We start from the raw sequence: 19,798 nt of genomic DNA, 5'->3' as shown, positions 1-19,798 counted from the left end.
GGACACTCTACCGGCTCTCGGCGGGCGGGTTGGGTGGCGGGGACGACGGCGGATCCGGGGGCATCGGCTGTCGGGGCGGGGTCTGGCGGTTCTCGGACTGCTCGCGAAGCGCGGCGCGGCGCGCCTGGATGCGCTGCCTGATCGCTTCCATCTGCGACTCCGGCGTCATCGCCGGCTTGGCTTCGGCCTCGGGCTTTCCGCCATCGGCGTCGGCGACCTGGCCGGCGGGCGGATCGCGCGGCGGCTCGGGCAGGCCCGCCGGCGGCGTGCCGCCCGGCGGGTTCATCGCGGTGGGTGCGGTGCCGCCCTCGCCATCGAACACGCGCAGCTCCATGTTCCGCCGGCCCTCGGGGCCCTCGAACACCGCCGAGCGCGCCGCCAGCTCGACCAGGCGCCAGGCCGGATGCGACTCGGGTGCCTCGTCCAGCTTGACCCGGACCGACTCGCTGCCGTCGGCGGGCTGGATGATCGCCATCTTCAGCCGCGGGGTGATCAGCACGCTGGTCAGCACGTAGTCGAAGCTGCTGTCCTCGCCCTTGCCCTCGTCGTCATTGCGCAGGGTGAACGGGCGTGGCTTGCGGTCGCTGATGAAGAGCGGACGGGTGGATATCTCGGCGTACTGGTCCATCGGTCCCAGCGCGCGCGCGGTGGTCCGCGGCACCGGTGGCAGCGGCTGGCGCATGTCCTCGCCGGCTTCGATGGGCACCACCCGGCCACCCATGCCGACGATCGCGAGCAGGAAGGCGATCATCGCCCAGCCGGCGACGGCGCCCAGCAGCCAGGTCCGGGGTCCGGCGTTATCGAGGCGCATCGATGCCTCCCTTGCCGGCCGGCACCAGGTAGCCATAGAGATCGAAGGTCACGTCCTGTCCGCCTTCGCCGGTGTCGCCGCCGGTACCGGGGGCGAAATAGCGGCGCTGGACGAGGATGTTGAGGTTGCCGATGAACAGGCGCGGCGAGCCGCTTTCCAGCGCGTGCAGCACCGCCGCCGTCTCGCGGCTGCCGCAGCTCAGGCGCACCTGCACGGTGACCCGGGTGTAGGGCTCGCGGTTGCTGGGCTCCAGCGGCGACCGGTTGACGATGCCGCAGCTGCGGTTCCCGGGACTGGCATCGCTGACCACCCGTTCCAGCCGCTGAATGAGCGCGGCGGTCGCCAGCTCGGGATTGGACTCGGTCATGAAGCCCGGGTTGCTGGCCTGCAGCTCGGTCAGCTCGGCCAGGCGGGCGTCGACCTGCGGCTCCTGTTCGAGTTGCATCCGCAGGCGCAGCTCGCGCTGCTGCAGGGTCTCGATCCGCTGCTCGACCTCCATCATCGGCACCGTCCACCAGGGGTGGATGAGTACGAAATAGGCCAGCACGCACAGGCCGACCAGCAGGCCCAGCGCCAACCAGCGGTCGCGCTTATCCGGCGTCATCGACGGCCTCCTGCTTCGTCGGGGCCGGAGCCGGCGCCGGTACGGAGGGCGCGGCCGGCGATGGCGGCGGCGATGCGGCGCCCGCGGGCGGCGCGGTGTTGGCCAGCTCAGCGGTCAGCGTGAAGCGATCGCGGCCACTGGTGGGGTCCGGCTGCAGCGCGCCCGCCAGCGCGGGCGAACGCCAATAGGGCGCGCCCTGCAGGCGGCTGATCAGGGCGGGGGCCTCGCTGCTCAGTCCGATCAGCATCATGCGCTGGTCTTCCAGCGACAACTTCTCCAGATAGGTGTTGTCGGGCAGGCGACGGGTGAGTTCGTCGATGACCTCGACCGAGGTCGGGCGCTTGGCCCGGGTCGCATCCAGGAAGGCCTGGCCTTCGATCAACGAGACCAGTCGCTGGCGCTTTTCCGCCGCCTGGCGGCCGGCCGCGGCCTGATCGGCGATGCGGGCCTCGAAGGCCTCCGCGGCGGCACGCCGGTTCTGCAGGACTTGCCACAGCATCAGGCCGGTGGCGAGCACCGCGAGGGTCGCCAGGCCCCAGTTCCACACGCGCCAGGGATCGCGTTGCTGGCGACGCTGCTCCGGCGGCAGCAGATTGACGCCGATCGGTTGGCCATCCTCGCCAGCCACGTCGATGCCCGCCAGTCCGTCGGCCAGCGCGCCGAGCGCGGCCAGCTGGGGCGCCAGTGCGCTGCGCGGGACCACCACCAGCTCGACGTCCAGTTGGCCATCGCGTTCGCGGCGGCCGAGCAGGCGCGCGTCGTACGCGACGTCGGCAACATCGAACGGCGTCTGCCGGTCGACCTCGAAGCCCACCACGTCGCGCAGGCGATCGGCGGCGGCCGCGGGCAGGACGAGCCGGCGACGCAGGCAGCTCGAGGCCGGCAGCAGCAGCCAGCGAGGCAGCTCGGCCAGGCGGGGCGCGAGCAGCCGGCCCAGCGGGTCGGCGTCGCCGGCGATGGCGGGCGTCGCCACGACGACGGCGGGGTCGTGCGCGGGTATGCGGCCGAGTTCGCGCAGCGCGCCATCCTGGTCGCGGCCCAGGACGATCTCGCCGGCCACCGCCTGCAAGGTGAGCCGACCACGGCCCACGCCGAGCGCACGGCGCATGCCGGCGGGAAGCCAGGCCGCCAGGCCCCGGGCCCACCAGTCCAGAAAACGGCCCGCACCCGGCCACAGCCGGGCCCTGATCGGCCCAAGGCGGTCTCGCAATCCTGTCATCGCGGTGAAACTCCCTCCTCCCAGCGCAACACGGTGTAGGCCATGCCCGGCACGGCGCTCCCCCCTGCCCGGATCACCGCGCGCACCACCGTTTCGCGGCCATCCGTCAGCCGCGCGCGACTGTCGATACTATACGTTCCGCTCCTGCTGCCCACGAGCGACAGACCGTCGGGGGTGGTACCCACCGGCAGGCCGGTCACCGGGTCGAGCTGGCGGCGCTGTTCGATGATCGCTTCGCCGTCCATGCCCATCGCGGTCAATACCTGTGATGAAGCAAACGCAGCCTCCGGCCGCGCGAGGCCGCTGAAAACCGTGACGTGCGGCTCAATTCGTGCATAAATCTCCGGCGTGAAGCCCAGCACCTGCTCCAGCTCCGCGACGCTTTCGAACTCGCCGTCCTTGGCACCGTAGGGCCGCCCGGCGGAGGCGTAGTCCGGATCCTCGGCACCGCCGGCGACCTGGGTCAGGATATCCAGGTCGCGCCAGTCGATGATCGCCGCGGCAAGCTGCGCGGCCTCCTGCGGGTCGCTTCCCAGGACCTGCAGCAGGCGGGTGAGCAGGCCGGCATCGGCCTGGTTGAGATCGACCTTGCCGTTCTCGTCGACGATCTTCACCTCGACCTCGGCGCCACCGTACTGCCACGCATGGCCCTGGCCGTCGGGACGCCACTGGCGCTTGGGGTCGTTGAGGTCCACCCGCGTCATCGCGTACTCGATGCCGGCACGCGCCGCGTTCTCGGCAACCAGTCCACTCACCAGCACGCGGCCCTGCATCGCCTCGACCTTCGCTGCCAGGGCGAAGCCGCCCACCAGTGCGGTGAGCAGGGTGATCAGCCACAGCACCAGCAGCAGCGCGGCGCCGCGCGCGCGCGCCGGCTGCGGGTGACGGCCCGGCATCACAGCCCCCCCACGAACGCACCGCCGGCCAGGTTGCCGGCCTGCGGCAGCGACACCACCAGGGTCGGCCAGGGTCGGCCGTTGGCATCGACCAGGCTGACCTCGACCAGGAGCGGCAGTTGCTCGCTGGTGTCCCAGCGATCCAGCCAGGGCGTCAGCTCGCCGTTGCCGTCCAGCGCGCGGTAACGGAAACGGGCGTCGGCAAGCTCGCCGACCAGCAGCTCCGGCGGTCGCGGCTGCAGGTCTTCGTAAGCCTGCCCGGCCTGCACCACCTGCAGGTCCAGCACCACACGCTTGTCGTCGCCATTGCCTTCGATGCTGAAGGCGTGGAGGTAGGGGCCGCCCTGGCCCAGGTAGTCCGGCAGGTCGGCCACGAAGGCCATGCGGTCGGGTTGGCCGACGAAGCGCATCGGCAGGGTGGTCTGTTCGTCGACGCCGAACGCCACCGGACGCGCGGCGGCGATGCGTTTGCGCAGGAAGCCCAGCACCGCGCGTTCGCGCTCGCCGCGCTGGGCCATCGCCTCGCCGCGGTTCACGGTGCGGGTGGCCGCGGTCAGGGTGGCGAACGCCAGCGCCAGGCCGGCGGCGAGCAGCACGGTCGCCAGCAGCACCTCGATCAGGGTGAAGCCCGCGGCGCGGCGATGCGGGACGCGGCTCATGGCGCCTCCTCCAGTCCGCCCTGCACCAGGCGCAGGGTGCGCAGCCGCAGGTGCTCGCCCGAACCGCCCTCGCCCCACTCCACCGCAAGGGCGATCTCGTAAAGGCGGTTGCCGTTGTTGTTCACCGGCAACGGCGTGTCGGGCGGGACATCGGGATCTTCCCAGGGGGTGATTTCCATCGTCCAGCGGTAGCGGCCGTCCTCGAAGTCGCCGGCGTCCCGGCCCGCGCGAATCGGCGCGGCGATGCCCATCTGGTCGATCAGCGACTGCGCGTGCAACGCCGCGCGGCCGGCGTCGCCCGACCAGCGCACCTGGCGCGTCGCCCCGGAGAGGGTGCCCAGCAGGAGGCCCAGCGCCAGCGCCAGCAGGGCGAAGGCGACGATGACCTCGATCAGGGTATAGCCGCGCTGTCGGCGCGACGGGTGGCGCGGCGGATGCCTCATGGCTCGACCTCGGCGCGCCGCATGCGGATCTCGCCGGTCAGCCAGGCGATGTCGATGTGCCACGCCGCGTTGTCGACGCTGAGCGCCACCCGCCCACCGGTCGCCGCCCCGTCCTTGAAGAACATCACCGCGCCCAGCCCGTCGGCCGGCTGCGCCTGGCGCGCGCCGGTGAAGTGGATCGCCACGTCCCTGGGGATCTCGCCATGGCGGCCGTTGGGCGCTTCCCAGGTATGGGCGCGCGGATCGACCACGAAGCGCTGCGCTTCGCCGGTCGCCAGTGCCTGGGCACGCGTGTAGCGCAGTTGCGCGGCGACCTCCTTGGCCGCCGATCGCAGCTGCATGCCCTTGATGCCGCCGGTGAGCACCGACGCGGCCAGCAGGCTGGCGATCGCGAACAGGGCGACCACCAGCAGCATCTCGATCAACGAAACGCCATGCTGGCGGCCCGCCGACGCCGGGCGGGCCCGGGAGTGGCAGGCCATGCGCATCAGGGTGCGGTCGCTCGCGGCGCTTATTCGTAGCGCACGTCGCCGTCGACGCTGGTGCCGCCGGCCTTGCCGTCCTTGCCCAGGATCACCAGGTCGAAGGGACCGCTCTCGCCGGGGGTGCGGTACTCGACCGGGTGGCCCCACGGGTCGTTGAGTTCCTGCGCCTTGGCGTAGGGCCCCAGCCAGCCCGGGGCGTTGCCCGGATCGGTGACCAGCTCGTCCAGGCTGCCCGGCAGGCGGCCGGTATCCATCTGGAAGGACTCGACCTTCTGCGCCAGCGTGGTGACCTGGGACTTCGCCAGGTTGGCCTTGGCGCGGTCCGCGCCGCCCAGCACGCGGCTGCCGACGAAGGTCAGCACCGCGCCGATCAGCACGATGACGATGATGATCTCGATCAGGCTCATGCCGGCCTGTCGGGCCGGGGACGGGGAACGGGTCAGTGAACGTCGGTGGGTCATGGCAGCATCCTCGTGTTGTGCGTAAGTCGTTCGAAGTGGAGCGATGGATCAAGGCGTCGATGGCGGCGACCGGGCGTCAAGGACGGAATGGAACGCCCTTCGATGTGTACCGCACTTGGGACGTTCCCGCCGCCCCCGTCCGTCCGTCGCGTGACGAGCGTTCAGATTGTCATAACGCATCCGGGCCGCATCACCCGATGGCGTTGGTCAGGTCGTACAGCGGCGTCAGCACCGCCAGCACCACCATGCCCACGACCCCCGCCAGTACCACGGTCACCAGCGGCACCAGCGCGGCGAGCATGCGGTCCAGCGCCAGGGAGGTCTGGTGCTCGAATGTCTCGGCGGTCTTGACCAGCATGGTGTCGAGCGCGCCCGACTCCTCGCCGACCTGGATCATCTGCAGCGCCAGCCGCGGAAAGCGCTTGCCCTTGGAGAGCGCCACCGACAACGACACGCCGTTCTTGACGTCGGTCGCCGCTTTCTCGACGTCGTCGGCCAGGACCCGGTTGTTCATGACGTTGCGACCGATGCCCAGCGCGGCCATCAGCGGCACGCCGTTGCGCACCAGGGTCCCCAGGGTGCGCGCCAGTCGCGCGGTCTCGACCTTCGCCACCAGCGAACCGGCGAAGCGCCGGCGCAGCAGCCAGCCGTCCAGCGCCTCGCGGAACACCGGGTCGCGGCGCTTGCGGTCGAACCACCACAGCGCCAGCGCGGGCACCACCAGCAACACGATCCACCAGTCGCGCACGAACAGGCCGACGCCCAGCACGACCTGGGTGAACAGCGGCAGCTCGGCGTCGAGGTTCTCGTACATCTGCGCGAACTGCGGGACGACGTAGCCCAGCAGGAACAGCAGGCTCAGCCCGACCATCACCAGCAGGATGGCGGGATAGATCAGCGCGTTGATGACGCGGCCCTGCAGTGCGCGGCTGCGTTCGAGGTAGTCGGCCAGGCGCGCGAGGGTCTCCTGCATGCTGCCGCCGGCCTCTCCGGCACGCACCATGTTGATGTACAGGCGCGAGAAGGTGCCGTGCTGGCGCTCCAGGGCCGTCGACAGCGACGTGCCGCCGCGCACCGCGTCGCGCACGTCGGTGAGGGTGCGCTTGGCGGCCTCGTCCTCGGGCAGCTCCAGCAGGATGCTCAGTGCGCGGTCCAGGGGCTGGCCCGCGCCCAGCAGCGTGGACAGCTGCTGGGTGAACTGGACCAGACGCTCGCCCGAGAAGCTCCTGGGCTTGAGCAGGCCCTTGAACAGTGACCCGCCACCGCCCTCGCTCGCCGGTCGCGCTTCCACCGGCAGGTGTCCCTGTTCCTGCAGGCGCAGCGCGACCTCGTCGCGGCTGGCGGCTTCCATCTGCCCTTCCAGCATCTCGCCGCGCGCGTTGAGGGCTTTGTAGTTGAACAGGGGCATCAGACACGGTGCCGGGAATGGGGAATCGGGAATCGGGAGTGGCAAAAGCGCGGCTCAGGACACGTAGAACCGGCTCTGCCGGTTGCCCATTCCCGATTCCCCATTCCCGGCCAGTACTCACGCATCCTCGGTCACCCGCAGCACTTCCTCGATCGTCGTCTCGCCGGCCAGGGCCTTGGCGATGCCGTCCTCGTACATGGTGCGCATGCCCGACTCGCGGGCGATCTGCTCCAGCTCGCCCATGCCCGCATGGCGCATCACCGCGCGCCGAAGGGCGTCGTTCATGACCAGGAATTCCATGATCGTGGTGCGACCCGAGTAGCCGGTCGGCGACACCGCCGAAGGCCGCGGCCGGTACAGGTGGATCTCGCCCTCGGGCTGGTAGCGCCGCAGGTCGAACTTCTCGATCTCCTCGACGCTGGCGAGGTACTTCTCGGCATGCCGCTGTTCGAGGCGGCGGACCAGGCGCTGGGCAAGGATGCCGTTGATCGTCGAGGTGAGCAGGTAGTCTTCCACGCCCATGTCGAGCAGGCGGGTGATGCCGCCGGCGGCGTTGTTGGTGTGCAGGGTCGAAAGCACCAGGTGGCCGGTCAGCGCCGACTGGATCGCGATGCGGCAGGTCTCCAGGTCGCGCATCTCGCCGATCATGATCGTGTCCGGGTCCTGGCGGACGATCGAGCGCAGGGCCTGGGCGAAGTCCAGACCGATCTGCGGCTTGGCCTGGATCTGGTTGATCCCCTCGATCTGGTATTCGACCGGGTCCTCGACGGTGATGATCTTGACGTCGGGCGTGTTGAGCTTGCTCAGCGCGGTGTAGAGCGTGGTGGTCTTGCCCGAGCCGGTCGGGCCGGTCACCAGCAGGATCCCGTGCGGCTGGTCGAGCACCTTCTGGAACTGCGGCAGGAAATGGTCGGTGAAACCCAGTTTCTTGAAGTCGAAGACGACCGTTTCGCGGTCGAGCAGGCGCATCACCACGCTCTCGCCGTGCGCGGTGGGCACGGTGCTCACGCGCAGGTCCAGCTCCTTGCCCTGCACGCGCAGCATGATCCGGCCGTCCTGCGGCAGGCGCCGCTCGGCGATGTTGAGCTTGGCCATGATCTTGATGCGGCTGATCACCGCCGCGGTGAGGTTGGGCGGCGGGCTCTCGCCTTCCTGCAGCACGCCATCGACGCGGTAACGGACCTTGAGGCGGTTCTCGAAGGGTTCGATGTGGATGTCGGAGGCGCGCAGTTCGACGGCGCGCTGGATCACCAGGTTGACCAGGCGGATCACCGGCGCCTCGGACGCCAGGTCGCGCAGGTGCTCGACATCGTCCATGTCGCCGCTGCCCTCGCCCTCGGCGGTCTCGATGATCGCGCCCATCGCGCTGCGGCCCTGGCCGTACCAGCGCTCGATGAGGGCGTCGATTTCCGAACGCAGGCCCACCTTGAGGATCAGCGGCCGCTGCAGCGCCAGGCGCACGGCATCCACGCAGTAGGCGTCGTGCGGGTCGGCCATCAGAAGCTCCACCGCATGCGCGGTGACGTTGCGCGGGCAGACATGGAACTGCTTCATGAACTTCACGCTCAGGGCGACGTCCTCCGGGGGCAGGTCCGGGGCGTCCTTGGCCGCCACCAGCGACAGGCCGGTCACCGCGGACACGGTCTCGGCATGGTCGCGCTCGGAGACCAGGCCCAGGCGACCGAGCAGGGACAGCAGGCTGCCGCCGGTTTCCTCCTGCAGGCGTCGCGCACGGGCCAGGTCGGCGTCCTTCAGCCGCCCCTTCTGCACCAGGGCCTCGACGATGCGCTCGTCGACGCTGGGGGCGACCGTGCCCGTGGCGGCCTCGCTGGCGGCCGGGTTGCCGGATGTCGCGGTATCCATACCTTCGGGGTCTGCCTCTTCGCTGGGTGCGTTCACGCTTCTCTCCAAGGACCGCGCCGCACAAGGCGCGCGCGGCCCGCAGGGCCGTCCGGACACGCATGCCACGCAGCCGGACGGGACCTGACTCTATCAGGAGAGAACGGATTATCCGGCCGCCGCCGGTCGCAGCAAACCGCGATACGCATCACACATCCGACGCTCCGCTCGCCTCCGCGCCACGCCGGTCCGGGTCCCGCGAAACGACGAGGGGGCACGCGAAAACCCGCGTGCCCCCTTGTTACAGCCATGCACCCGGCCCACGGGCGCGGGACGGGCCTCAGCCGACGAACACCCGCGCGTTGCGGAACATGCGCAGCCAGGGCGCGTCGACGCCCCAGTCGCGCGGCGCCCAGCTGAGGTTGGCACTCAGCAGGGTGCGTTCGGGATGCGGCATCATGATCGTGACGCGGCCGTCGTCGCTGCTCAGGCCGGTGATGCCCCCCGGCGACCCGTTGGGGTTGAGCGGATAGCGTTGCGCGACCTCGCCGTTGCCGTCGACGAAGCGCAGGGCCACCGACACGGCGGCGGGATCGATCGCCTCGCCGAACGCGGCGCGGCCTTCGCCATGCGCGACCACCACCGGCAGCCTCGAGCCGGCCATGCCGCGCAGCAGCACCGACGGCGACTCGAGCACCTCGACCTGGGCCAGGCGCGCTTCGTACTGCTCGCTGGCGTTGCGCAGGAATTCCGGCCAATGGCCCGCCCCGGGGATGATCGGCTTGAGCTGGCTGAGCATCTGGCAGCCGTTGCACACGCCCAGGGCGAAGGTCTCCTGGCGCGCGAAGAAGGCGGCGAACGCATCGCGCAGGGCGGGCCGCTCCAGGACCGACGTCGCCCAGCCGCGACCGGCACCGAGCACGTCGCCGTAGCTGAAGCCACCGCAGGCGGCCAGGCCGATGAAGTCGTCGAGCGCGAAGCGACCGGCGATCAGGTCGCTCATGTGGACGTCGAAGGCCTGGAAGCCGGCACGGTCGAAGGCACGCGCCATCTCGACCTGGCCGTTGACACCCTGCTCGCGCAGGATGGCCACCCGCGGCCGCGCTCCGGTATTGACGAAGGGCGCGGCGATGTCTTCGGCCGGGTCGAAGGCGAGCTTCGGCTTCAGCCCAGGCGCGGCGAACTGGCGCGCCTCCTCGCGTTCCTCGTCGGCGCACTCGGGGTTGTCGCGCAGGCGCTGCATGGCGTGCGTGGTCGACCACCAGGCGTCGAACAGCTCGTCCCAACGCCATTCGGCCAGGGTGTCGCCGTCCTCGTAGACACGCACCACCGGCGCCGTCGTCGGGCGCGCGATGCGCTGCGCGCAATCGATCAGGCCGTGGCGCGCGACCAGGTCGGCGAACGCGGCGCGGTCCTCGCTGGCGATCTGGACCACCGCGCCCAGCTCTTCGTTGAAGAGCGTGCGGAAGGCATCGTCGCCCCAGCCATCGAGGTTGATGTCCAGGCCCAGCCGCGAACAGAACGCCATTTCGCACAGGGTCGCGAAGGCGCCGCCGTCGGACCGGTCGTGATAGGCCTTGAGCAGGCCGGCCTCGCGCGCTTCGCGGATCAGCTCGAAGAAGTCGCGCAGGCGCTGCGGGTTGTCCAGGTCGGGCACGCCGGCATTGCGGCGACCGTCTTCCGACGGCTGCCCGGCGAACGCCGGCAGGCCCTCGCCATGCGGACCCGCCAGCGTGGCATCGGGATGGCATTGCGCCAGCACCGAACCGCCCAGGCGCTGCTTGCCCGCGCCCAGGCCGATCAGCCACAGCTCCGACTCCTCCTCGCGGTCCATGACGGGCGTCAACTGCGCGCGCACGTCCAGCACCGGCGCGAACGCGCTGACGATCAAGGAGACGGGGGAGACGCTTTTGTGTTCCACGGGAATGGGGGATGGGGAATGGGGAATCGATGCAGCAGGATCCACATCGCCTTCCGCCATCCGGCCTTCACCACTCCCTATTCCCGATTCGCCATTCCCGGCCGTCGTCCAGACGGCCTGCATCGACAACGAGTCCTTGCCGACGGGGATGCTGAGTTCGAGTTCGGGGCACAGTTCCATGCCGACCGCACGCACCGCGTCGAACAGGCGGGCGTCCTCGCCGTCGTGGGAGGCCGCGGCCATCCAGTTGGCCGACAGCTTGATCCGGTTGAGCGCTTCCACCGGTGCCGCGCACAGGTTGGTGATCGCCTCGCCGACCGCCATGCGTGCCGCGGCGGGGGCGTCGAGCAGCGCGAGCGGCGTGCGCTCGCCGATCGACATCGCCTCGCCGACATGGCTGTCGAAGCCGGCCAGGGTGATCGCGCAGTCGGCCAGCGGCAGCTGCCAGGGGCCGACCATCTGGTCGCGCGCGGTCAGGCCGCCGACGGTGCGGTCGCCGATGGTGACCAGGAAGTTCTTCGAGGCCACCGTGGGGTGCGCCAGGATGCGCAGCGCGGCCTCGCGCAGGTCCAGGCCGCTCCAGTCGAGCGAGGGCCAGGGCGCGTCGCCCGGGCGGGTGGCATCGCGGTGCATCTTCGGCGCCTTGCCGAACAGCACGTCCATCGGCAGGTCGATCGCCCAGTCGCGGCCGGCTTCGCCGGCATTCTCGACCGTGGCGCCATGACCCACGACCAGGCGCTCTTCCGCCGTCGCGTAACCGACCACCGCGAAGGGGCAGCGCTCGCGTTCGCACAGCGCGGCGAACTCGGCCACGCGGTCGGCCGGCAGGCCGAGGACGTAGCGCTCCTGGGATTCGTTGCACCACAGCTGCATCGGGCTCAGCGACGGATCGTCGCTGGGCACCTTGTCGAGGTCGATCACGCCACCGACGCTGGAGTCGTGCAGCAACTCCGGGATCGCATTGGACAGGCCGCCCGCGCCGACGTCGTGTGCGCTCGAGATCGGATTGGCCTCGCCCAGTGCGACGCAGCGGTCGATCACTTCCTGGCAGCGGCGCTCCATTTCCGGGTTGTCGCGCTGCACGCTGGCGAAATCGAGGTCTTCGGAACTGGTGCCGGAGGCGACCGAACTGGCGGCGCCGCCACCCAGGCCGATCAGCATCGCCGGACCGCCCAGCACGATCACCGCGTGTCCCGGGGCCAGGCCGTGCTTCTGGACCTGGACGCGGTCGATCGCGCCGAGGCCACCGGCCAGCATGATCGGCTTGTCGTAGCCACGGGTCAGCACGCTGCCGTCGGGCTGGCCTTCGTCGAGCTCGAAACTGCGGAAGTAGCCGGCGAGGTTGGGCCGTCCGAATTCGTTGTTGAACGCGGCCGCGCCGATCGGGCCCTCGAGCATGATGTCCAGGGCCGGCGCCATGCGCGGGTTCAGCGCGCGCGGGCGCTCCCAGGGCTGCGGCAGGGTCGGGATGCGCAGGTGCGAGACGCTGAAGCCGCACAGGCCGGCCTTGGGCTTGCCGCCGCGTCCGGTCGCGCCCTCGTCGCGGATCTCGCCGCCGTTGCCGGTGCTCGCGCCGGGGAACGGGGCGATCGCGGTCGGATGGTTGTGGGTCTCGACCTTGATGCAGAAGGCCGACTCGGCCTCCGGCTCGGTGACGTAGCCGCCGCTGGCCGGATCCGGGCGAAAGCGGGCGCTCATGTAGCCGGCCACCACCGCCGCGTTGTCGCTGTAGGCCGACAGGGTGTGTTCGGGGGTATGCGCGTGGGTGTTCTTGATCATCCGGAACAGCGACGCAGGGCCGCCATTGGACGACATCTCGCGACCGTCGATGGTCCACGAGGCGTTGAATATCTTGTGCCGGCAGTGCTCGGAATTGGCCTGCGCGAACATCATCAGCTCGATGTCGGACGGCTCGCGGTCGAGGACGCCGTAGCGCTCGCGCAGGTAGGCGATCTCGTCGTCGGCCAGCGCCAAGCCCAGGCGCGCATTGGCCGCGTCCATGCCCGCCAGCGGGATCCGCTCCAGCTCGCCCCGGCCGGGTGCGGTGAACAGGGCCTCGCCGGCCTCGCGCGTCTCCAGCAGCGACTGGGTCATCGGGTCGTGCAGCGCACGCGCCACCGCGGCGCGCGTGTCCGGATCGGCGGGCCAGCCGGCCAGGTCGTAGCGCAGGCCGCGCTCCACCCGCTGGATCGGCAACTCGGCACCGTGCAGCAGTTCGGTGGCCTTGCTGGACCATGGCGACAGCGTCCCCAGGCGCGGGGTCACGAAGCGCGCGGTCGCACCCTCGGCGTGCGGCTCGGCCTGGCGACCGGCCTGGAGGATGCGGCAGAGGGTGTCGATGTCGGGCTCGGCGCCGACCTCGGGCTGGACCCAGTAGACCGGCCACGCGCCCAGCAGGCGGAGTTCGGGGTGGACGGCCTGGAGGCGGGCTTGGAGGCGTTCGCGGCGGAACGAGGACAGGGCCTGGGGGCCCTCGAGGACGATCATGTCCGGGGAACCGTGCTGCGTCGGGGCGCAGATTGTACCCAAGCCCCCGCCTCCGCGCCGAGCGGGGGGCTGAATGGCCCGGCCGGGCTACCGCCGCCGGAAAGCGGCGGCGGGGCCGGGGTGCGACCTCAGGCGCCGCCCGCCGGGGCCGCCGGCTGGCCGGCGCGATCGGCGGCCAGCTTGTCGAGGGTCTGCCGCAGGGCTTCCGGCGGGACATAGCCACCGACCTGCACGCCGTCCTCGGTGAGGATCATCGGGGTGCCGGTGAGGCCGGCGCGCTGGCCGACGCTGTACTGCATGTTGACGGTGTTCTTGCAGTCCAGGCTGGGGACGGGCTTGTCGCTCTTGGCCGCGGTCAGCGCCTGCTTGCGATCGCTCGCGCACCAGATCGAGACCATCTTCTTGTAGTCCTCGCTGCCCAGTCCCATGCGCGGGAATGCCAGGTACTCGATCGCGATGCCCTGCCGGTTGTACTCGGCGATCTCGCTGTGCAGCTTGCGGCAGTAACCGCATTCCACGTCGGTGAACACGGTGACGGTGTATTTGGGGTCCTTGGGCGCGAACACGATGCGCTCGCTGGCCGGGATCGTCTTGAGCAGGTCGCGGCGCAGGTGGGCGAAGGTTTCCTCGCTCAGGTTGGTCTGCGTGGTGGTGTCGTACAGCGCGCCCCCCTGACCCGGCAGGAACATGTAGCGGCCGTCGTCGCTCACGTAGACGATCTGGCCGCTGACGATGACCTCGCGGAAACCCGGCAGCGGCGCGGCGCCGACGTGCTCGGGCTTGAGGTTCTCGCTCAGCGTGCGCACGGCGGCCACCGCGCGCGCCTCGGGGGTGCCGGCGGCGGGCTCGGGGGCGGCCGGCACGGTGTTGGACACCATGGGGGTCTTGCCGTTCGCGGCGGCGCCGGCATCGGCGTCTGGGGCCTGTGCGCAGGCGGAGAGGCTGATGGCGCCGAGCACGGCGAGGAGGGTGCGCTTCATGTGACGTCCTGACTGGCTGTGGGCCCCTCATGCACCGAGGGCAAGGCCTCGATTGTGGCATGGCGCGCCGCGGCCGGCCGTGCCCTGCGTTCAGGTTGCGCGTCGCGCAGGCAGGTGGCGCGGCACCTTCGCCATCAACAGCTCGACCAGGGCGGGGGCCATGAAGTCGCAGCGGTCGGGGATGTCGAGGCAGGCCACGCGGGCCCGCCCCGGCCAGGGCCGGAACCGCGTCGAGAGCCGGCTCCGGTGCCGGCGCTCCATCACCAGCACGATGTCGGCCCAGGCCAGCAGCTCCGGCGTCACCGGCGTGTCGGCATCCGCGCCGATCCCCGCCGACGCGGTCTCCACGCCCGGCCAGTCGGCGAACACCTGCTCCGCGGTCGGACTGCGCAGCCGGTTCTTGCCGCAGACGAAGAGGACCTTGAACGGCACGTCAGTCGCGCGAGCGGCGCTCGCGGGGCGGTTCGCGAAGCAGGCGGGTGCCGCTGGCACGGTCGTGCCAGGTCAGGCGGTCGCGATCGAACCAGGCCCACCAGAAGCCCAGGCCACCCGCCAGCAGCGACAGACTGCCGACCGCGTAGCGTCGCCACAGCGCGCGTGGGTCGGGCGACCCGCCCCCGGCCGAGACCAGCCGCAGCCGCCAGGGGCGCATGCCCAGGGTCTGTCCGCCACGGCGCCAGCTGACCACCGCGTACAGCCCCGACAAGCCCCAGCACACGCCCCACAGCAGCCACTGCAGCGCACTGAACGGCGCGATGTTCTCGCGGGCGCCATGCCCCGACAGGTAGTAGCCCACCGTGAACACCGTCGAGGCCAGCATCCACAGCGCCAGCACCGGCCAGAAGTCGTAGAACAGGGCCAGCAGGCGCCAGCCGATCAGGGGACGCGGCGGCGGGACGCCGGGATCTTGGGTTGCGGGGGCGGATGCCATCGCGAAATCATAATCGTTAAGCTGCACCCATGACGCCCGACGCCCCCGATCACGACGCGCCCGCGCGCGCAGCGCGGCGAGCGCGGTCGCCGGCCGATCGCCGCGCCGCGATGATGGCCCTGCCCGCCCTGCCGGACGCCGATGCGCTGCGGATCGATGCCTTCATCGATGCCATCTGGGCCGAGAGCGGCCTGGCGCGGCCCACCCTCGACAGCTACCGCCGCGACCTGGCCGGGTTCGCCCGCTGGCGCGACGGCCGCGCGGGCGGGCTGGCCGGCGCGGATCGCGCGGCGTTGTTCGACTACCTGGCCTGGCGCATGCGCGAGGGGTACTCGCCGCGCAGCAACGCGCGCCTGCTGTCGGCCTGGCGCGCTTTCTTCGGCTGGAGCCTTCGCCGGGGCGATCGACGCGACGACCCGACCGCGCTGCTGGAGCCGCCACGGCTGCCGCGCTCGCTGCCCAAGGCGATCACCGAAAGCCAGGTCGACGCCCTGCTCAAGGCGCCCGACACCGCCTCGCCCCTGGGCCTGCGCGACCGCGCCATGCTGGAGTTGATGTATGCCTGCGGCCTGCGGGTGAGCGAGCTGGTGAACCTGCCTGCCACCGGGGTCAATCTCCGACAGGGGGTGCTCAGGGTCACCGGCAAGGGCAGCAAGGAGCGCCTGGTGCCTTTGGGCGAAGAGGCCCGGCACTGGCTCGAGCGCTACCTGGCGGGCGCCCGGCCGGCGCTCGCGGGCCGCCATGCCTCGCCGGCCCTCTTCGTCGGTCATGGCGGCGAGCCGCCTTCGCGCCAGCAGTTCTGGCAACTGGTGAAGCGCTACGCGGCGGCGGCGGGCATCGACCCCGCGCGGATCAGCCCGCACGGCTTGCGCCACAGCTTCGCGACCCACCTGCTCAACCACGGCGCCGACCTGCGCTCGCTGCAGATGCTGCTGGGCCACAGCTCGCTTTCCACCACCCAGATCTACACCCTGGTCGCACGCGAACAGCTCAAGCAACTCCACGCCCGGCACCATCCCCGCGGTTGAAACGCGGCAACGTGCGCCGCCTCGGCGACAGCCTGATCCGCAGGGTGCGACAAGCGAAGCGCATTGCACCGCGCAAGATCGCGCGTCGGCCAATGTCGGCTTTCACCGCGTCGCCGCATGCGATCGCAGTCAATCGGCGGGGTCGCTTCGAACACCGCAGAAAGGTCGCGCGAAGAACATTCCATCGTGCGTCGTGGCCGTGAGCGATGGCGGGTTTCGCCTTCGGCTCTACCCACCTACGAAGGCGACATGGCAAAGGCTGGATCCCAGCGTTCGCTGGGATGACGGCTTGGCGCGATCGTAGGATGGGTAGCGCCGCAGGATGGGTAGCGCGAAGCAAAACCCATCATGCGTCTTGCATGAAATTTCGCGACGGTGGGTTTCGCCTTTGGCTCTACGGCATGGCAAAGGCTGGATCCCAGCGTTCGCTTGGATGACAGCTTGGGCGCGATCGTAGGATGGGTAGCGCTGTAGGATGGGTAGCGCGAAGCAAAACCCATCATGCGTCTTGCATGAAATTTCGCGACGGTGGGTTTCGCCTTTGGCTCTACCCACCCTACGGTGATGGTGCAGCCGCCCCCATCCGGCGACCCCACGAATCGTCTTCCCAGCGAACGCTGGGATCCAGCGTTTGGCAAGGCTGGGAGTCCTACCCCGGTCCCGGAGCCAGCGCTGGGCGTTCGGCAGGACCGCGCGGCAGTGCCGCGCAAGCGGTCTTCCATCGGCTTCGCCTCCGGGGCCGTTGCGGGCTCGCGCTTCGCGCTGGTTTCTACCCCCGGCCCGGGCGCCAGCGCCCGGGCGTTCGTGGACGCGCGAACCGGTGGTTCGCAAGCCGCGCCCCCTCACCCCGGCCCAGCGCAGCGCGCTGGGCGTTCGGCAAGACCGCGCGGCTGTGCCGCGCAAGCGGTCGCCCATCGGCTTCGCCTCTGGGGCCGTTGCGGGCTCGCGCTTCGCGCTGGTTTCTATCCCCGGCCCGGGCGCCAGCGCCCGGGCGTTCGTGGACGCGCGAACCGGTGGTTCGCAAGCCGCGTCCCCTCACCCCTGCCCAGCGCAGCGCGCTGGGCGTTCGGCAAGACCGCGCGGCTGTGCCGCGCAAGCGGTCGCCCATCGGCTTCGCCTCTGGGGCCGTTGCGGGCTCGCGCTTCGCGCTGGTTTCTATCCCCGGCCCGGGCGCCAGCGCCCGGGCGTTCGTGGACGCGCGAACCGGTGGTTCGCAAGCCGCGTCCCCTCACCCCTGCCCAGCGCAGCGCGCTGGGCGTTCGGCAAGACCGCGCGGCTGTGCCGCGCAAGCGGTCTTGCCTCACCCCGAGCGGCGGCGGAAGAGGAAGGCGGAGACGGCCACCATCACCAGGGTCGGCAGGAGGTAGGCAATGCGGAAGTCGAACTTGAGGACCTTCGCCAACTGCACGAACTGGGACTGCAGCAGGTAGAAGCCCAGTGCGAACAGGATGCCGACGAACAGTCGCTTGCCGGTGCCACCGCTTCTGAGCAGGCCGAACGCGAAGGGGATCGCGGCCAGGCACAGCACGATCACGTTGAGTGGATAGAACCACCGCCCCCAGTAGTGCTCCTCGAACTCGCTGGCGTCGAGGTTGTTGCGCTTGCGGTACTCGATCGCTTCGCGCAGCGTGCTGGCGCTCAGGTAGCGCGGGCGGTCGGTGCCGGCGGTGAGCGCGGTGGCATCGAGCCTCGACTCCCACTTCTCCTCGTCCACGTGCGACTCGGTGACCGAGCGTTCGTCGAAGTAGGTGCGGGTGACGTCGCGCAGCAGCCAGCCGCCCGGGCGGTGCTCGGCCACCTTGACCAGGGCCATCGACTGCAGGCGGCCGTCGTCGGCGAATTCGTACAGGTGCACGTCGTGCAGCTCGATCCAGCGGTCGTCGCCGTCGTCGCGCTCCTGGCCGGCGGCGGCATTGAGTATGGTGTCGCCCTCGCGCGCCCACACGCCGGAATACTGCGCCACGATCATGTCGTTGGACTTGGACGAGGCCTTGAGCGCGTCGGCCCGCCGCTGGCCTTCCGGGCCCACGGTTTCGCCGCTGAGCGACATGAGTGCGGTCAGCAGGGCGACCGCGACCGCGACCGTGATGCCGATGCGCCGGCGCGACAGGCCCACTGCGCGCAGCGCGGTCAATTCGGAGGTCGCGGCCAGCTGGCCCAGCGCCATCAGCGAACCGATCACCGCCGCGTAGGGGAACAGGTAATTGGCCCGGCGCGGCACGGTGAGGCCGGTGTAGACCATCGCCTGCATGAAGCCGTACCGCCCCTTGCCGACGTCGCTGAGTTCGCTGACCAGCGCCAGCATGACGTCCAGGCCCAACAGCACGCCCCATGTCAGCAGTACCGCGCCGAGCACCGCGCGGGCAACATACAGGTCGTGGACCTTGAACCAGGGCCGGCTCATGCGCGCGCCCTCGGCCGACGCATGCTGCCGTCGCGCAGGTAGATCCAGGCGCCAAAGGCCAGCAGGGGCAGCACCAGCCACCACAGGCCGAGTCCGAGCGGGATCTTGCCGCCCGCAAGCCAGCCGGTGCCGACCAGCATCAGCATCACGCCGACCAGGTAACCCAGGAAGCCGAGCAACATGCTGCCGTAACGCGGCTGCCTGGGCATGCTGCGCGCCAGCGGGATGGCCATCAGGGCGAAGGCCAGGGCCAGCAGCGGCGGCGCCAGGCGGCGGTGCAACTGCGCGCCCGCCTCTGGACGCGGGTCGCCGACCAGGGCGAGCGTGGGCTGCGCCTCCGGCTCGTCCAGGGCATATTTCTCCTTGCCCGCGGGCATCCGCACCTCGTTGCTGGCGTAGCGCATCAGCCGGAAGTCCTTGCCGCCCGCCCCGGGGCCCTCGACCTCGAACCCTTGGTTCAGCACCAGATAGCGCAGGCCATCCTCGCCGGTCTTCAGTTCGCCCTGGTTGGAGGTGACGACGTTGATCCGGTCCCCGCGCTGGCGATAGACGAACACCCGGTCGAAGCGCTGGCCCTCGCCGTCCATCTCACCGACGAACGCGACGCCGCTGCCGCCGGGCAGCTCGGTGAAGCGCCCGGGCTCGAGGCCGGCGACGATGAGGTTGCGATTGGCCTCGTTGATCATCTCGCGCGAGATCCGTTCAGCCCAGGGCCCCAGCCACAATGAACAGGCGGCCACCACCGCCACCACCGGCAGCACCACCCACGACAGCGGCCTGAGCAGGCGGCGCGGGCCGACGCCGATCGAGGCGATCACCGGCATCTCCGCGTCCCGGTAGAGCCGGCCCATGGCCAGCATCAGGCCGAGCATCAGGGCCAGGGGCAGGATCACCGGCAGCCAGTTCAGCAGGACCAGGCCCAGCTGGCTGAGCAGCAGGCCGGCCGGCAGCCGCCCGCGCGCGATGTCGCCGAGCACGTCGGTCAGGGCGCCGCCGATGCAGACGATCAGCAGGATCACCAGGGTGGCGAACACCGACTGGACGAATTCGCTCAGCAGATATCGGTCAAGCTTCGGCATCGGGCGGGCTTGCTTTAGACTCGGGGGTTCTTTCGTCGACAACGGACGGGCACGGTAGGCGCCGCGCCGGGATTGGCAGCAGGCCCAGGCAGGCCTCCCGTCCGTCGATTGTACGGAAACTATTCATTCTTACCCGGGAATCT

The 19,798-nt window shown here is 70.6% G+C and carries 17 protein-coding genes; 1 reads left to right on the top strand and 16 read right to left on the bottom strand.

Annotated features, from left to right (window positions below):
• Nucleotides 1-7: 7 nt before the first annotated feature.
• The 14 genes from H4F98_RS00650 to H4F98_RS00585 form a co-directional block, all read right to left on the bottom strand.
• Nucleotides 8-811 carry a hypothetical protein gene (locus tag H4F98_RS00650; RefSeq protein WP_182684739.1) on the bottom strand — a complete coding sequence of 268 codons (804 nt, stop codon included), beginning with the start codon at nucleotides 809-811 and terminating at the stop codon, nucleotides 8-10.
• On the bottom strand, nucleotides 798-1,415 hold the full coding sequence (gspM, locus tag H4F98_RS00645) for a type II secretion system protein GspM (protein ID WP_182684738.1): 618 nt from the start codon (nucleotides 1,413-1,415) through the stop codon (nucleotides 798-800). Before gspM ends, H4F98_RS00650 begins: the two co-directional genes overlap by 14 nt.
• Nucleotides 1,402-2,634: a PilN domain-containing protein gene (locus H4F98_RS00640; protein ID WP_182684737.1), complete on the bottom strand. Its 1,233-nt coding sequence runs from the start codon at nucleotides 2,632-2,634 to the stop codon at nucleotides 1,402-1,404. The genes gspM and H4F98_RS00640 overlap by 14 nt, the downstream gene beginning before the upstream one ends.
• The gene (locus H4F98_RS00635; protein ID WP_182684736.1) at nucleotides 2,631-3,530 is read right to left on the bottom strand and encodes a type II secretion system minor pseudopilin; all 900 of its coding nucleotides are present in this window, start codon (nucleotides 3,528-3,530) and stop codon (nucleotides 2,631-2,633) included. Before H4F98_RS00635 ends, H4F98_RS00640 begins: the two co-directional genes overlap by 4 nt.
• Complete coding sequence (locus tag H4F98_RS00630; protein WP_182684735.1) at nucleotides 3,530-4,189, bottom strand: prepilin-type N-terminal cleavage/methylation domain-containing protein; 660 nt, start codon at nucleotides 4,187-4,189, stop codon at nucleotides 3,530-3,532. The genes H4F98_RS00635 and H4F98_RS00630 overlap by 1 nt, the downstream gene beginning before the upstream one ends.
• Nucleotides 4,186-4,632, bottom strand: coding sequence for a type II secretion system protein XpsI (gene xpsI, locus H4F98_RS00625; protein ID WP_182684734.1), 447 nt, complete (start codon nucleotides 4,630-4,632; stop codon nucleotides 4,186-4,188). Before xpsI ends, H4F98_RS00630 begins: the two co-directional genes overlap by 4 nt.
• Nucleotides 4,629-5,114, bottom strand: a complete 486-nt coding sequence (gene xpsH, locus H4F98_RS00620; RefSeq protein WP_182684733.1) for a type II secretion system protein XpsH — start codon at nucleotides 5,112-5,114, stop codon at nucleotides 4,629-4,631. Before xpsH ends, xpsI begins: the two co-directional genes overlap by 4 nt.
• 29 nt (nucleotides 5,115-5,143) lie before the next feature.
• On the bottom strand, nucleotides 5,144-5,578 hold the full coding sequence (gene gspG / locus H4F98_RS00615) for a type II secretion system major pseudopilin GspG (RefSeq protein ID WP_141519524.1): 435 nt from the start codon (nucleotides 5,576-5,578) through the stop codon (nucleotides 5,144-5,146).
• 190 nt (nucleotides 5,579-5,768) lie between these two features.
• On the bottom strand, nucleotides 5,769-6,986 hold the full coding sequence (gene xpsF, locus H4F98_RS00610) for a type II secretion system protein XpsF (RefSeq protein WP_182684732.1): 1,218 nt from the start codon (nucleotides 6,984-6,986) through the stop codon (nucleotides 5,769-5,771).
• Nucleotides 6,987-7,103: 117 nt separating this feature from the next.
• Nucleotides 7,104-8,849: a type II secretion system ATPase GspE gene (gene gspE, locus H4F98_RS00605; protein WP_182684891.1), complete on the bottom strand. Its 1,746-nt coding sequence runs from the start codon at nucleotides 8,847-8,849 to the stop codon at nucleotides 7,104-7,106.
• A gap of 316 nt (nucleotides 8,850-9,165) precedes the next feature.
• The gene (gene purL, locus H4F98_RS00600; protein ID WP_182684731.1) at nucleotides 9,166-13,233 is read right to left on the bottom strand and encodes a phosphoribosylformylglycinamidine synthase; all 4,068 of its coding nucleotides are present in this window, start codon (nucleotides 13,231-13,233) and stop codon (nucleotides 9,166-9,168) included.
• A 128-nt stretch (nucleotides 13,234-13,361) separates the two neighbouring features.
• On the bottom strand, nucleotides 13,362-14,213 hold the full coding sequence (locus H4F98_RS00595) for a DsbC family protein (protein ID WP_182684730.1): 852 nt from the start codon (nucleotides 14,211-14,213) through the stop codon (nucleotides 13,362-13,364).
• A gap of 90 nt (nucleotides 14,214-14,303) precedes the next feature.
• Nucleotides 14,304-14,645 carry a phosphotyrosine protein phosphatase gene (locus tag H4F98_RS00590; protein WP_182684729.1) on the bottom strand — a complete coding sequence of 114 codons (342 nt, stop codon included), beginning with the start codon at nucleotides 14,643-14,645 and terminating at the stop codon, nucleotides 14,304-14,306.
• A gap of 1 nt (nucleotide 14,646) precedes the next feature.
• Nucleotides 14,647-15,144, bottom strand: coding sequence for an RDD family protein (locus tag H4F98_RS00585; protein WP_182684728.1), 498 nt, complete (start codon nucleotides 15,142-15,144; stop codon nucleotides 14,647-14,649).
• Nucleotides 15,145-15,173: 29 nt separating this feature from the next.
• On the opposite strand from H4F98_RS00585, the gene xerD reads away from it, so the two are divergent.
• Nucleotides 15,174-16,172 carry a site-specific tyrosine recombinase XerD gene (gene xerD / locus H4F98_RS00580; RefSeq protein WP_425487555.1) on the top strand — a complete coding sequence of 333 codons (999 nt, stop codon included), beginning with the start codon at nucleotides 15,174-15,176 and terminating at the stop codon, nucleotides 16,170-16,172.
• 1,300 nt (nucleotides 16,173-17,472) lie between these two features.
• On the opposite strand, the gene lptG is transcribed toward xerD, so the two are convergent.
• Both lptG and lptF read right to left on the bottom strand, forming a co-directional pair.
• On the bottom strand, nucleotides 17,473-18,624 hold the full coding sequence (lptG, locus tag H4F98_RS00575) for an LPS export ABC transporter permease LptG (protein ID WP_425487557.1): 1,152 nt from the start codon (nucleotides 18,622-18,624) through the stop codon (nucleotides 17,473-17,475).
• The gene (lptF, locus tag H4F98_RS00570) at nucleotides 18,573-19,655 is read right to left on the bottom strand and encodes an LPS export ABC transporter permease LptF (RefSeq protein ID WP_182684726.1); all 1,083 of its coding nucleotides are present in this window, start codon (nucleotides 19,653-19,655) and stop codon (nucleotides 18,573-18,575) included. Before lptF ends, lptG begins: the two co-directional genes overlap by 52 nt.
• Nucleotides 19,656-19,798: the final 143 nt, after the last annotated feature.

Source organism: Marilutibacter spongiae, from assembly GCF_014145325.1.
In the GTDB taxonomy this organism is placed as follows: Bacteria; Pseudomonadota; Gammaproteobacteria; order Xanthomonadales; family Xanthomonadaceae; genus Marilutibacter; species Marilutibacter spongiae.
The sequence above is the reverse complement of the archived record's forward strand: the minus strand, read 5'-3'. Positions and strand labels throughout refer to the sequence as shown.